Genomic DNA, 14,708 nt, shown 5'->3' with positions numbered 1-14,708 from the left:
CTATGCGAATTGGCGCGTTTCGCCTTCGCCATCTACGTTGCTAACACAACGACCACAGATTTCAGGATGTGCAGGGTTCGCGCCTACATCATCACAATAGTGCCAACAACGCTCACATTTTTCTGCATCTGTTGCTGCTACACTAATGTACAAACCATCAATTTCAGTTGTTTGAGTGCCTTCTGGTTGCTCATTAACAGCAGTAACCGTTACTTGAGAAGTCAGTAGTACAAAGCGTAACTCATCACCTAATGCCGCTAATTTATCCGCGATTTCTGCATTTGCAAAAATACTTACATTAGCCTGTAACGTTGCGCCAATGATTTCTTCTTTACGAGCACCTTCAAGTACACGGTTTACTTCATCACGCACGGTTAAAATAGTTAACCAATCATCATTGCTAAATTGGCCTTCAGTCACTGCTTTTAAGCCATCATACCAAACTGAGGTAAATACATACTGGTCACGCTCACCTGGTAATGCTTCCCAGATTTCTTGCGCTGTAAAGCTCATGATAGGCGCCATCCAACGCGTCATTGCTTCAGCAATATGGTATAAGGCTGTTTGGCATGAACGACGTGCATGGCTATCACTTTTAGCTGTGTACTGACGGTCTTTAATTACGTCTAAGTAGAACGAGCCTAGCTCACCCGTACAGAAGTTCATTAATTTTTGCGTAACTTGCAACATTTGGTAACTGTCATAGGCTGCCACAATTTCATCTTGTAATTGCGCTGCACGGCCTACAATCCAACGATCAAGCTCAACCATGTCTTCAATAGCCACTTGATCAGTTTTTGGATCAAAGCCACTTAAGTTAGCCAGTAAGTAACGGCTGGTATTACGGATACGACGGTAGCGATCCGCTGAACGTTTGAAGATCTCATCAGAAACCGTCATTTCAGCAGTGTAATCTGTTGAAGCAACCCAAAGGCGTAAAATATCAGCGCCTAGTTTGTTCATCACATTTTGTGGTGAGATTACATTGCCTAATGATTTCGACATTTTACGGCCATTCTCATCCACGGTGAAACCATGAGTAAGTACTTGGCGATAAGGTGCATGACCATTAATCGCAACTGAGGTCATCATTGATGACATAAACCAACCGCGGTGCTGATCTGACCCTTCTAGATATAAATCAGCTGGGCCTGTTAACTCTTCACGAGCGTCAACCACACACGCATGCGTTACACCTGAGTCAAACCATACATCAAGTGTATCTTGCACTTTCATGTATTGCTGAGCGTCTTTTTCACCTAATAACGTTGCAGGCTCTAAATCATACCAAGCTTGAATACCTGATTTTTCTACCAGTTTAGCCGCGTCTTCAATTAATGATTGCGTATTCGGATGTAATGCACCGGTGTCTTTATCAACAAATAAAGCAATTGGTACGCCCCACGTACGTTGACGTGAGATACACCAATCAGGGCGCCCTTCTACCATATTTGCAATGCGGCTTTCGCCCCACTCTGGTAACCACTGAGTGTTTTTAATTTCTGATAATGAATCTTGACGTAAATTAGCTTGGTCCATGCTAATAAACCACTGCGGTGTTGCACGGAAAATAATCGGCGTTTTATGACGCCAGCAATGCGGGTAGCTATGCGTTAACGCATGATGGTGCATTAACGCGTTACGCTCAGTTAATACATCAACCACATTAGCGTTTGCTTTAAATACGTGTTGCCCTGCAAACAGTTCGGTGTCTGGTAAGTAAACACCATTAGCGCCAACTGGGTTAGCAACTTCTAAACCGTATTGTAAGCCTGCCACGAAATCTTCTTGGCCGTGACCCGGTGCTGTATGAACAATCCCCGTACCAGAGTCAGTCGTAACGTGTTCAGCCACAATTACAGGCACATTAAAGTCATAAAATGGGTGAGCAACTTGAAGGTTTTCAAGTACCGCCCCTTTTACATAACCTAAAACGTGGTAATGGTTAAAGCCGTAACGGTCCATAGCATCTTTAACAAGCTCTGAACCTAAAATTAAACGCTGTTGTGCACCTTCATCGTCAACTTGAACAAGGGCATATTCTAAATCAGCGTGAACGGCAACTGCACGGTTAGCTGGTAGCGTCCACGGTGTCGTTGTCCAAATCACGGTGCTTACAGTGCCTGTGCCTTCATGATCTGCCTTTAAATCAAATGCGTTAACAACAGCCGCTTGATCAGTGAACTCAAAGCGTACATCAATTGCTGGCGATTGCTTATCTTGATACTCAACTTCTGCTTCAGCCAATGCTGAACCACAATCTGTACACCAGTGAACTGGCTTAGCGCCTTTATGCAAGTGCCCTTTTTCGATAATGCGACCCAATACGCGAATGGCGTTGGCTTCAAAATCAAAGTTCATCGTTAAATAAGGCTTATCCCAATCAGCAAAAACACCTAAGCGTTTAAAGTCAACTTTTTGACCTTCAACTTGCTTTTTAGCATAAGCACGGCATTTCTCACGAAATTCTGCCGCAGTGACTTTAACACCCGGTTTGCCAACCTTTTTTTCAACCATTAACTCGATTGGTAGACCATGACAGTCCCAACCCGGCACATAAGGGGCATCAAAATCAGATAAAGTCTTAGACTTTACGATAATATCTTTTAAAATTTTATTTACTGAATGGCCTAAATGGATATCGCCGTTTGCATACGGAGGGCCGTCATGCAAAATAAAGGTTTTTTTACCTTTTTTAGCGTTGCGAATTTGACCGTACAGGTCGTCTTCATACCATGTTTTAAGCATTTTTGGTTCACGTTGTGCCAAATTGCCGCGCATTGGAAACATTGTTTCCGGTAAATTCAAAGTATGTTTGTAGTCGCTCATTAATCCTACTTTCCGTATCGGCTACCTAATTTAAACCAAAACACTGCTTAGCGGCAGCAACATCAGTTGCTATTTGTGCCGTCAATTGTGTTAATGTCTCGAATTTTTGCTCATCGCGAAGTTTTTCAATCAACTCCACATGCATAAACTGTCCGTATATTTCTTGCGCAAAATCAAATAAGTGCACTTCTAATAATGCGCGTGTTCCATTAAATGTGGGTTTGTTGCCTATATTTGCAACCCCATATATTGTTTTATCTTTTAGCGTTACCTGCACCGCGAACACCCCATTTACAGGGCATACTTGACGCTTTAAAGCTATGTTAGCTGTTCTAAAGCCAAGTTCACGACCACGCTTCCAACCATGTATTACACGCCCTGAAATAGCATAGTCATGACCAAGCATCGCCTTCGCTTGCGTTAATTGTCCGTGAGCAAGTGCTTCACGGATTAACGTGCTGCTTACTCTAGCATTTAATTGACGAAAACTCGCGGTGCTTTTAACATCCATTTTTGCCGCTTGCCCCATTTGGGATAGCAACTTAAAATCACCTCGACGCTGCTTACCAAATCGAAAATCATCGCCAACCGTTAATGCTTTTACACCAAGTTTATCAATCAGTATTTCACTAACAAACTGCTCAGCCTGCATATTTGCAAACTGTTGATTGAAGCTAATGCAAATAACTCGCTCAATGCCCAAGTTAGCTAAAAACTTGAGCTTATCACGTAATCGCGTTAAGCGAGCTGGTGCGTTATCTTTGGCAAAAAATTCTTGTGGCTGAGGTTCGAATAACATCACCGTGCTTGGCAGCTGGTATTTTTTAGCATCATTGAGTAAGCCTTTAAGCACTTCGCCATGGCCTAAATGAACACCATCGAAATTGCCAATGGTCAACACACAACCATAATGTTGCGTGCGAATATTATGAATACCTCTGATTAACTCCATACCACCTAATTGCCTTTTCGAGCCAGCCTGAATATATATTCCAGCTATAGAAACGCCGATTATAATCTTTTTTTTAATTTGATTCAGTAGTTGCTACGTTTTTTATCGTATTTAGTCGCACACCGAGCATGAACATGGACAAGAAATAAACAAACCCAGCCAAAATCAATAACCCACTGAGTAAAATAACTTGCTGCATAAAATGCCAATCACGCCATAAGAATTGATTTGAGGTATACCAAACAGATAAACCCATTACAGCACTTGCAACAATACACTTAAATGTAAATCGTCCACTAAAACTTGAAAAATGATATACCTGCTCTTTATTTAATTGTCGGTATAATAAATAAGCATTGCAACTTGCCGACATTGACGTGGCCAAAGCTAACCCTAAGTAGCCAATAAACGGCGCTAGCATAATATTAAACACCATATTTAAAACCAAAGTAATAATACCTATACGCACTGGTGTTTTAGTATCTTGGCGTGCATAAAAACCTGGCGCCAGCACCTTAATTAACATAAAACTCACTAAACCAACGGAGTAAGCCATTACACCCAGGCTCACCGCTTGAACATGGTCAATATCGCCTTCTTTAAATGCGCCATGATCGAACAAGACTGAAATAATTAACGGGCTAATCAGCATCAAGCCAACCATGGCAGGGAGCCCTAAAAATATTACAAATCTTACGCCCCAATCTAATGTGTGTTGGAAGTCAGTACTTTTATCGCTGTTATGTAATTTAGATAGTGCAGGTAAAATAACGGTGGCAATGCCAATGCCAAATAAACCTAATGGAAATTCAATTAGTCTATCTGAGTAATAAAGCCAGGCGATTGATCCTGTCATCAACAATGAGGCAATCATGGTATCAAGCAGCAAATTAATTTGACTAATAGATACACCAAACAGCGCAGGGATCATCAAGGTGCGGACTTTTTTTACATTATCGTCCTGCCAAGCCCAACGCGGCTTACTGAGCATCTTTGCTCGGTATAGAAACGGCAATTGAAACAATAACTGCACAACACCACCTACAAATACCCCTATGGCAAGTGAGTATGCCCCGACTGAAAATTGATCGTGTAATAAAATTGCGCAGCTGATAATTGAAATATTCAGTAATACTGGTGTAAAGGCTGCCACCGCAAAGCGGTTATAAACATTCATAACCGCGCCACTTAGCGCTACGAGACTCACGAAAAATAAATAAGGAAATGTCCATTTAAGTAATTCACTAGCAAGCACAAACTTCTCACCTTCAGGGTTTCCTTGATACCACTCAATAAACCAGCCTGTACCAAATAATGCCGCTATCACTGGCGATGCAACCACGCCAGCTAAGGTAACAATCAATAATATAGTGCCTAGTGTGCCCGCAGCTTGAGCAACAAAAAATCGTACTTTATCGTCGCCCTGTTGCTCTTTGATTTCAGACAAAACCGGCACAAACGCTTGTGCAAAAGCCCCTTCAGCAAATAATCGGCGTAAAAAGTTTGGAATACGATTGGCAAACAAAAAAACATCAGCAGCGGCATTGGCACCCAGTAAATTTGCCACCACGGCATCTCGTACTAAGCCCAAGATACGCGATATCATGGTCATTGCACTCACAATCATACCAGAACGAAATAATCCTTTTGCCACACTAAAACCTGCTTTAAAACCAATGAGAAAGTTAATTATGCCACAGACTTTTTTATAAATCGCTCTAAAGCACTAGGCTCAGTGCATGGGCTTTGTTACAATAGCGATATTAACTGCTAAAGCGGCAAATTGATGTTCGTTACAAAGGAGCAGTTTTTCTTGTTATGTCAATTTTTTATTGACATTCATGATTAAAAAAGGCATATTCCACGGCCTTTAAATTAAGCTTATTTTAAGATTGTTAGGAGCAAACCTTGGCTAACATCAAGTCTGCAAAAAAACGCGCTATCACTAGCGAAAAAAACCGTCAGCATAACGCAAGCCGTCGTTCAATGATGCGTACATACTTCAAAAAAGTAGTTGTTGCTATTGAAGCGGGCGACAAGGAAGCTGCACAGCAAGCTTTCGCAGTTGCTACACCAATTTTAGACCGTTACGCAACTAAAGGTCTAATTCACAAAAACAAAGCTGCTCGTCATAAGAGCCGTTTAGCTGCTAAAATTAAAGCACTATAATTTGTTTTTGTAGATTATAAAAAACCGGCCTAGGCCGGTTTTTTTGTATCTAAAATTTGTTTTCAACACTATTTATTAAGCTATTTCTAATTCTGGATAAAACTTTTTCAACATTGCAGCTATCTTCTTAGGGGTAAACGGCTTTACAACAAATCCTTTCGCTCCTTTATCTATTGCGTCTTTAACGTTTTCAACCGTAGAATGAGCGGATACCATAACAACATTTGTTGCAGGGTTGATTTCATTTATTTTGGCAATAATTTCTTTGCCGTCACCATCAGGCAACTCGATATCTAAAAAGATAATATTGTAGTCTGCTGCTTGGCAGGCACTAATACACTGGGCCGCTGTAGAAGCCTCTTTGACATTTTCGATACCCAAATGCATAAGCGTTTGGTTAAGAAAGCTACGTACCGTCCCTACATCATCCACGATTAAAATTGAAAGCTGCGCATTCATACTTGATCCCCATAGGCTATAAGCTAGGTTTAAGTTATTATACTAAACATATAAACTTATTTAATTCATTGATCTCATTATAGAGACACCTGCTTAAAAGGCCAGATTTGCTTCATGTCTAATAAAATAAAAAAACAAGCGTTGCTTGGTAAAGCCCCGCAAAGAAAAAAGACGCAACCAACAACAAATAAAAGAAAAGCCACAGCAAATACAACAAGCACAAAGGTTGAAAATAGTAATTCGACAAATACCACTACGCATAGTAAGCCCAAAAGTAGAGTATTAACCATTACTTTAGTTATTCTACTATTAGTCTTTTTAATTACCCCTAAACCGCAGTTAATTACCTATCAAAAGTTAGGTCTAGTAACACAAAGCGTGTATTGGCCTGGTTTGTTTGGTTACGGCGCTAACTTGTTTGATTCTAGCTTAGAGCCAAGAGCAGACTTAGAGCGTAATACCTTATATCTATGCCAAAACCTAAATCAACCTGCTAGCTGTCAAAAATACCGAGTCACTGAGAAAAAAGGCTTTTTTGCAGCGATGAGTAAACTAATTTTGGATTAATAAAACTAATCTGAAAAATATAAAATTACTTGGTTGAAAGGTGTGCAAAAGATCACCATAATGGCGCTCCTTTTTCAACACAAGTACACTGAAACGATCATGTTAAACGAGCTAGATTGGCTTTTAAACTTTACTCTGTTAGCCCTAGGATTAGGGGCGTTATTTATCAATCAATTGACTTTATTACGTGTTGCCGCACTTAGCGCCTGCGTATTACTGTTTTTATCGTTTAGCTTAGATGTAATGTCATCGAGTGTTATCTCGAATATGAGTTTAGTGTTGATCAACACATTTTACTTGTTCAAGGTTTATACCTTTGGCCAATTGAATGTAACACCCAATTAATATCTCTCCCAAGATAATTTGATACCCCATTGAGTTTACTCACTGGGGTATTTTTTTGTCTATCGAATGACTAACATTATGAACTAAGTTAAAATTCGCTGCGTATTAATTTATTTTGAGGTGGCCTATCTTATGTCGTTATCTGATTTTGATTTATTTTTATCTTCTATGGAAGATGTAGAGCCACTTAGCCATGATACTGTAACACCACAGCATTTGAAAAAATCGCCCTCGTTTGCACAACAAGAAAAACGTAAAGCCGCCGAAACAGACCGAATGATTGATGAAAACTATCTTAGAAGCGAACTCGTTGAACTGTTGGCCCCTGATGCGTTACTGAGTTATAAAAACACCGGAGTGCAAGAAGGGGTGTTTAAAAACTTGCGCCTAGCAAAATACCAAATTGATGCCACACTCGATTTACACGGACAACCACTTAAATCTGCTCGCCAAGCGTTATTTGATTTTATACATGATTGCCATAATAAAAATATACGTGTGGTATTAATTCGCCATGGTATTGGGATAAAAAATAGGAAGACACCGGGTATATTAAAAAGTTACACCAATAAATGGCTGCAAGAACTCAGCGCTGTATTAGCGTTTCATACCGCTTTAAAACACCACGGAGGTATAGGTGCAACGTATGTTTTACTGAAAAAAAGTGATGAGAAGAAACACGAAAATAGAGAGCGTCATGCTAAGCACTGAGCTCTCACAAGTGTATGGTTAATCTTGTTGGGTAATTTCAGCTTGGTTTGGCTCATCGGCATTCGCCTGATTAAACCAAGCAGACACTCCCATAAGAATGACCGATAATACAATGAGACTGAATTTAACGCCGCCTTGTTGGTTTTTCATAACTAACCTTGTTTTTATAATTATTTTTGTGACATCACTAGACTAGCTAAAATCATATATGTTAACAAGATGTATAAAGCATTAATTGTTCAAATTTTAATAACCTTTTGTTCTATCAACCTGATGATTTAGTTCTAACCTTTTTCCTAGCCGCTGAACATTCTCTGCAATTTGCTGTGCAACACTCGTTATACTGGATAATGCAGCGCAGTGCGGAGTCATAGTAATGGCATCATGAGACCAAAATGGGTGCTCTTTTGCTAAAGGTTCTTGCCTGAATACATCTAAGGTCGCGGCGCGTATTACTTTATTGTCGAGTGCCCAAATTAAATCCTCTTCAACAACATGCTGACCACGCGCAACATTGATCACAACAGCATGCTCAGGAAGCTGAGTTAATAGCGCTTTATCAATAATATTTTTAGTCTGTGACGTTAAAGGCAATAAGCACACGAGGTAATCTGCTTTAGACAGAATATTTGTCAATCCTTCTTGAGTATGAACACAGGTTACATTAGTAAATTGTTTAGGGCTTTGTGAAAAAGCACTTACAACAAAATTATTAACAAGTAAACGTTTAGCGCAGTGCTGCCCTAATTGGCCAAAACCTAAAAATACTACATGATCAAATTTATGTGCTCGTTTTGGTTGCCAAAGCTGAGCTCGTTGTTTACTAAAATACTCTTTTAATTTTAGCTTTTGCGCTAAAATATGAGTTAAAACATATTCAGCCATATCATCCGCTAAGACTTCATCAACAATTCGTGTCACCACAACATCATCAGCTAACAAGTCTAATTTTATACTATCAACTCCAGCGCCGAATGATGAGACAGCTTTAAGATTGGGCAATTGTTGCCACATTTGTTCAGGTGCTTGCCACGCAATAACAAATTCAACATTGGCCAAATTATGGCAATCAGGCCACTGCGATATCTCTACCTCAGGTAAGTACATTTTTAACGTTTCAATAAGCTTTGTGCAGTCTCGGTTACTAATCGCGATAAGTAGATGCATGGCATTCCTAAAGTTTATGTGTTTTTAATCATTATATCCTTAAGCTATTAAAAAACGATGATTAAAGATACCCTCTTTAAAAAGTCATACAACTGCAACCTAACTGTCATAGCAAACTTTTAATCTGTTCGTATATTGATCACCAGAGACAATGAGGTAATTATGATCAGTGTTGATAAAGTCATTGCGGCCAACCTTCCACAATTAGAAAACTCTCCGAAGGTAAAAGGATTAGTAAAAAAAGGATTGGGTTATTTGCTTCATGAGCAAGAGTTTGTCGCATTTGGTGACGCTTATCCTCATTTACAAGGCATCGAGTTTGTTGAGCAAGTGCTTGATGAACTTGACTTTGACACCCGATACAAACCAAAGCAGATTGAGCATATCCCGAGCGAAGGGAAGTTAGTAATTGTGGCAAACCACCCCATAGGTTCATTAGATGCATTAGCGCTGATCAAGGTACTTTTTGGCGTTCGACAAGATTTAAAAGTGGTTGCCAATCGTATGCTAATGTCGGTCACTCCCATGCATTCGCTCTTATTACCGGTAGATAATTTATCTGGTACAAGTAAAAAACAAGAACTCAGCAACATCCACCAGCATCTAAAAGATGAAGGCGTTATTTTAATATTTCCGGCTGGGGAGGTCTCTCGCCTTGGCCCAACAGGTATTAAAGATTGTAAATGGAATAGTGGATTTTTGCGCATTGCTAAAAAAGCGAACTGTCCAATATTACCTATTTATATTAAAGCCAAAAATAGTCCTCTGTTTTATGGTACTTCAATGATTTATAAACCTCTGGCTAGTTTACTATTAGTAAAAGAAATGTTTAAACAGCGGCAAAAATCGTTAGAGTTTGAAATTGGCGCATCGATCCCTCCCGAATCATATTTAATTGAAAATCTAAAAGATAAAGAAGTCGTCAATTTAATTCGCAAACAACTCTATGCGTTAACATCTAAGAAAACATTACCACTAAAAACGCAGACCCCTATTGCTACATCAGAATGTCGTAAGGAACTGAAAAAAGCCATTGAAAAGTGTCAATTATTAGGCACTACACAAGATGGCATGCAAATCTACTTATATCAATACCAAGGTAGCTCAGCTATTTTTAGAGAGCTTGGAAGGCTACGAGAGATTTCATTTCGTACAGTGGGCGAAGGTAGCGGTAAACGTCGCGATATCGATAAATATGATATGGATTATCAGCATTTAGTATTGTGGGATCCTAGCCAATTAGAGTTAGTGGGCGCCTATCGCCTCGCATGTGCACAAGAGATCATTGATAAACATGGTCGTGAAGGTTTATACACTGATAGTTTATTTTCCTACAGCGATGAAATGACTCCCTATTTTAAAGCGGGTATCGAACTTGGCCGCAGCTTTGTACAACCTAAATATTGGGGTCGTAAAAGTCTTGATTATTTATGGTATGGCATAGGCGCATTTGTCAAAAACTATCCGCAATATCGCTATTTATACGGCGCAGTAAGTGTATCGAACGCACTACCTGATCAAGCCAAAGCAATGCTGGTGCACTACTACCAGCATTATTACGGTGCTAAACAAATCATTGCGACTCCAAACAATGAATTTAAAGCCACTGAGCAACAAATAAAACAATGCCAAAGCTTATTTACAGGTGATGATATAAAAGAAGATTTTGTTGAATTAAAACATGTTCTCGCCAATATGGGAGCCCAAGTACCCACTTTATTTAAGCAATACACTGAATTGTGTGAGCCTGGTGGTGTGCAGTTTTTAAGTTTTAGTGTAGATCCTGAGTTTAATAATTGTATTGATGGGCTCGTGCTGGTTGATCTTGAAAAAGTAAAAGCAGGAAAGGCAAAGCGCTATCTAAGCAAAGAGTAATGGCCTATTTTGTTTAGCTTACTTTAATTAAGCTAAAAATGCTCGCCATACAACGCGAGCATTTTATTAGCCCTTAAATAAATTGCTTACTACCTGTGTGTATATCTGCTCTATTTTTATTAAATCACCAATAGGTACGTGCTCATTAACTTGATGAATAGTGTTATTGCGAACACCGCACTCAATCACTTGGGTGTGGCTATTAGCAAAAAAACGGCCATCGGACGTTCCCCCACTCGTGCTCAATAAAGGGTAACTCCCCGTCACGTTAAATATTGCTTGCTCTACTTGTGCCAATAAGCAATGACTACCTTGGTGAGCGGTATAAAATGATTCACATGGGCGCTCCCATTCGATATTGAGGTATTGTGCTAAATCCTCTAAAGCAAATCGAATTTCATTTTTTATATCGGCACTTTTATAACCATGACTATAGCGAATATTAAATGTCATCTCACATTGTGCTGGCACCATATTATCGACCACGTTTGCAATATTGATCCCTGTAATTTGTAAGCTGGTTGTTGAACCCATTTCATCGTGTTGCCAATCAATATTAGTCAAGCGTTTGACAATATCAGCACTTAAATGAGCTGCATTAATGGAATTATCAGGGTATGCAACATGACCTGCTTTACCTTTTATCTGTAAGCGTGCTGAAAGCGCGCCACGACGACCGTTTTTAATAGTGTCGCCAACATATAAGTGGCTCGTTGGCTCACCCACAATACAACCATCTAGCTCTATTCCCTGCTGCGCCAAGCGTTCTGCAATCAGCAAAGAGCCGTACTCAGCTTCACCTTCTTCATCTGAAGTAATTAGCCAATAAAAGCAGCCTTCTTTTTGCGAAATATCGGCTATCAGTTTACGGGTTGCGCTCAACATTGCAGCCACTCCTCCTTTCATATCGGCAGCTCCGCGCCCATAAACGGCATTGTCTTTTATCAGCCCAGAAAAAGGCGGGACACACCATTGCTCTGCCGCTGCAGGTACCACATCTATATGCCCCGAAAATGCATAAACAGGCCCACTGCCAAAACTTATTTTGGCAATTAAATTCGTCACGTTATTAAAAGAGAATTGCTCACACTCAAAACCTAGCTCTTTTAACTGATGCGCTAACCAGTCAATTGCACCCGCTTGCTGTGGCGTAACTGACTTAAATTGAATGAGATGTTGTAAACAAGCAACCACAGATTCTGCATGGCTTGTATCACTTAGAGAGTGTGTTTGAATTGCTAACGTCATAATAAGCCTACCTAATAAAAACTAAGTAAGTTCATTACAACGCGAGTTTATGACCGCTTAATGACTGCCCTCTTCGATAAACGCTTCTTGGGTAACTTTTGCAATGTTTTTATCATCTTTTGTTAATTGTGTTTGCTGCCAGCGACCGCGACAAAACCATGCATAAGACACCAGTGCAACTAAAACATTGGTGACAGCAAATGAACACCAAATACCGTAATCACCTAAATTAGTATGTTTAGATAAAATATAAGCCGCTGGAAATTGCACTACACATTGCGAAAATAAAGCCAATATCATCGCATTTAGCATATTACCTGATGCCCTAAAGGCAGCAACAACACATAATTGCACGCCAATACCCCCCCAGGTTAAGCACATCACACGAATAAATTGCGCACCTTTATTAATTACATTGATATCATCGGGAATAAAAAACGCCACCAGCACAGGTGCAAATACATACGCCAGAACACCAATCACAGTTAAGCCTATTAACCCCCAAACAACGGCTAATTTTGTTATTTGTTCTGCACGTTTAATATTTCCAGCGCCCATATTTTGCCCAACTAAAGTAGACACAGCCATCGATAAGCCCATCGCTGGGATCATTACCATTTGCAATATATTAGAGCCAACCCCATATGCCGCTATCGTTTGCGTACCAAAGCTTGCCACTAGAAAAGACATGAGAATTAAACCAAATGCGCGTGTAGAGAGCTCCACAGAGCCTGGGGCTCCTAAAAAGAAAGCTTGTTTAATATAAGAGTAGTCGGGAATGAAACTTGAAAGCTTTAATTGGATACCATGGCGGCCACGCATAAAAATAACGACCCCAGTTATCGCTGCCAAACTTTGCGTAACAAGGGTTGCTAAAGCGGCCCCCATCACACCATAACCAGAAAAGCTGCCATAGCCAAAGATAAATAGTGGATCAAGTATAAAGTTTAGCAGTACAGTTGAGCTAACAATAATTAACGGTACTTTTGTTTGCCCGATCCCCCGCATGAGTGCTTGAAACATGGCATAAATAAAAACAAAAATAACTCCAATAAATGACACATGCATAAATTTTAGCGCATCGTTATATACCGCTTTATCAACACCTAGCAAAGCCAAAAAATAGGGTGAGAGCATATACCCTAGGCAACCTAACACACAGGCTGTAATTGTCACCATCAGCATGGTTTGCGCAGCAACATGGTTAACCTTATCTTGTTGTCCTGCTCCCATATATTGCGCCGATAAAATAGCCCCAGCCATAGCAAGTCCTGAACCAATAGCGATAACTAAAAATGTAACAGGCATACTCACTGAAACTGCTGCAACTTGAGCCGCACCTAAACGACCCACCCAAAAGGCATCAGTCAGCTGATACGCTGACTGTAAAATATTAATAAGTATTATAGGAACTGCGAGTGTCAGTAATGCTTTACTGATTGAGCCATTGAGAAAAAGAAAGTTGCTTTGATTCATAGTACCCCTTGTCTATGGCTAATATTATAGCTTAAAACAATGACCTATTGATGAACAAATAGGACTTGAGACGAGTCAATACTTTTTAAGCGCAACCGAGCAAAACTTTAATCTAAATCAAACAATTTAATAAAGATGGAATACGCCTTGATAAACCTTGATCTAGAACAGTTTTTTATTCCGAATTCACTTGATAATAGACCTAATTCAAAAAAAGTAGTTCTCGGAGAACAGCATGAAAAAACAACTTAGCGCAGCTTTATTTACCTCTTTATTAATCGCGTCTCCATTTGCTAGTGCAAACTTGAGCGTTAATCTGGGTGCTATTAATGTAAACCCTGATAACAGTAGCTCAGCAATCAACGAAAACTCAGCTTTGGGTTTAAAACCAGATTCTGATACGCAATTAGGTATTACTGTAGATTATGCATTTAATGATCAATGGGTATTAGAGTTAGTTGCTGCAACACCCTTCTCTCACGATGTAAACGGTGCGGGCGGTTTAGCAGGTAATAACATTGCTAACATCAAGCATTTACCACCATCGCTTATTGCCCAGTATCACTTTTTAGAGGGCACATCAGCATTTCGCCCATTCGTTGGTGTTGGGGTTAACTATACCGTGTTTTTTGATGAAGAGCCGTCTGCTGCACTTAAGTCAGTACTTGGCACAAATGACGTTGAAGTAAAACTCGATGATTCATTTGGCTTTGTTGCACAAGCCGGTTTCAATTATATGTTCGACCAAAACTGGGGCCTGCACGCTATGGTATCTGTAATGGATATCGAAACTGATGCAACCGTCTATGCAGATGGTGCTCAAGCACTTACCTCAACTGTAAAGATTGACCCCGTTGTGGCAATGCTAGGTATTAAATATAAGTTTTAATAATACGCACTTAAGTAAAAA

At 39.9% G+C, this 14,708-nt stretch carries 14 protein-coding genes; 6 read left to right on the top strand and 8 right to left on the bottom strand.

Annotated elements, in window-relative coordinates:
- The 3 genes from ileS to murJ form a co-directional block, all read right to left on the bottom strand.
- Window positions 1–2,829, bottom strand: coding sequence for an isoleucine--tRNA ligase (gene ileS, locus QMA12_RS00945; protein WP_290210817.1), 2,829 nt, complete (start codon window positions 2,827–2,829; stop codon window positions 1–3).
- A 25-nt stretch (window positions 2,830–2,854) separates the two neighbouring features.
- Window positions 2,855–3,781: a bifunctional riboflavin kinase/FAD synthetase gene (ribF, locus tag QMA12_RS00940; RefSeq protein ID WP_290210816.1), complete on the bottom strand. Its 927-nt coding sequence runs from the start codon at window positions 3,779–3,781 to the stop codon at window positions 2,855–2,857.
- Between the two features lie 73 nt (window positions 3,782–3,854).
- Window positions 3,855–5,435, bottom strand: a complete 1,581-nt coding sequence (gene murJ, locus QMA12_RS00935) for a murein biosynthesis integral membrane protein MurJ (RefSeq protein ID WP_290210815.1) — start codon at window positions 5,433–5,435, stop codon at window positions 3,855–3,857.
- A gap of 254 nt (window positions 5,436–5,689) precedes the next feature.
- On the opposite strand from murJ, the gene rpsT reads away from it, so the two are divergent.
- Window positions 5,690–5,950, top strand: coding sequence for a 30S ribosomal protein S20 (gene rpsT, locus QMA12_RS00930; RefSeq protein WP_016708897.1), 261 nt, complete (start codon window positions 5,690–5,692; stop codon window positions 5,948–5,950).
- Between the two features lie 75 nt (window positions 5,951–6,025).
- Here rpsT and QMA12_RS00925 read toward each other — a convergent pair whose 3' ends face one another.
- On the bottom strand, window positions 6,026–6,409 hold the full coding sequence (locus QMA12_RS00925; protein WP_087532081.1) for a response regulator: 384 nt from the start codon (window positions 6,407–6,409) through the stop codon (window positions 6,026–6,028).
- Window positions 6,410–6,523: 114 nt separating this feature from the next.
- Between QMA12_RS00925 and QMA12_RS00920 the strand changes: the two genes are divergently transcribed.
- The 3 genes from QMA12_RS00920 to smrA all read left to right on the top strand — a co-directional run bounded on the left by QMA12_RS00920 (window position 6,524) and on the right by smrA (window position 8,032).
- Entirely contained in the window at window positions 6,524–6,976 is a 453-nt protein-coding gene (locus QMA12_RS00920) for a hypothetical protein (protein ID WP_290210814.1), read from the top strand.
- A 99-nt stretch (window positions 6,977–7,075) separates the two neighbouring features.
- On the top strand, window positions 7,076–7,321 hold the full coding sequence (locus QMA12_RS00915; RefSeq protein ID WP_087532127.1) for a hypothetical protein: 246 nt from the start codon (window positions 7,076–7,078) through the stop codon (window positions 7,319–7,321).
- Window positions 7,322–7,453: 132 nt separating this feature from the next.
- The gene (gene smrA / locus QMA12_RS00910) at window positions 7,454–8,032 is read left to right on the top strand and encodes a DNA endonuclease SmrA (RefSeq protein ID WP_290210813.1); all 579 of its coding nucleotides are present in this window, start codon (window positions 7,454–7,456) and stop codon (window positions 8,030–8,032) included.
- Between the two features lie 18 nt (window positions 8,033–8,050).
- Here the strand turns inward: smrA and QMA12_RS00905 are convergent, their stop codons facing one another.
- Both QMA12_RS00905 and QMA12_RS00900 read right to left on the bottom strand, forming a co-directional pair.
- Window positions 8,051–8,182, bottom strand: a complete 132-nt coding sequence (locus QMA12_RS00905) for a hypothetical protein (protein WP_254911166.1) — start codon at window positions 8,180–8,182, stop codon at window positions 8,051–8,053.
- 96 nt (window positions 8,183–8,278) lie between these two features.
- Window positions 8,279–9,199 carry a glyoxylate/hydroxypyruvate reductase A gene (locus QMA12_RS00900; protein ID WP_087532078.1) on the bottom strand — a complete coding sequence of 307 codons (921 nt, stop codon included), beginning with the start codon at window positions 9,197–9,199 and terminating at the stop codon, window positions 8,279–8,281.
- A 162-nt stretch (window positions 9,200–9,361) separates the two neighbouring features.
- Between QMA12_RS00900 and QMA12_RS00895 the strand changes: the two genes are divergently transcribed.
- Window positions 9,362–11,074, top strand: coding sequence for a lysophospholipid acyltransferase family protein (locus QMA12_RS00895; RefSeq protein WP_087532077.1), 1,713 nt, complete (start codon window positions 9,362–9,364; stop codon window positions 11,072–11,074).
- Window positions 11,075–11,140: 66 nt separating this feature from the next.
- Here the strand turns inward: QMA12_RS00895 and dapE are convergent, their stop codons facing one another.
- Complete coding sequence (gene dapE, locus QMA12_RS00890) at window positions 11,141–12,322, bottom strand: succinyl-diaminopimelate desuccinylase (RefSeq protein ID WP_087532076.1); 1,182 nt, start codon at window positions 12,320–12,322, stop codon at window positions 11,141–11,143.
- A gap of 57 nt (window positions 12,323–12,379) precedes the next feature.
- Window positions 12,380–13,798, bottom strand: a complete 1,419-nt coding sequence (locus QMA12_RS00885; RefSeq protein ID WP_290210811.1) for an MATE family efflux transporter — start codon at window positions 13,796–13,798, stop codon at window positions 12,380–12,382.
- A 235-nt stretch (window positions 13,799–14,033) separates the two neighbouring features.
- On the opposite strand from QMA12_RS00885, the gene QMA12_RS00880 reads away from it, so the two are divergent.
- The gene (locus QMA12_RS00880; RefSeq protein WP_087532074.1) at window positions 14,034–14,687 is read left to right on the top strand and encodes an OmpW family outer membrane protein; all 654 of its coding nucleotides are present in this window, start codon (window positions 14,034–14,036) and stop codon (window positions 14,685–14,687) included.
- Window positions 14,688–14,708 lie beyond the last annotated feature (21 nt).

Source organism: Pseudoalteromonas sp. APC 3893 (assembly GCF_030408095.1).
Lineage (GTDB): Bacteria > Pseudomonadota > Gammaproteobacteria > Enterobacterales > Alteromonadaceae > Pseudoalteromonas.
This window is presented reverse-complemented; position numbering and strand designations above follow the sequence as displayed.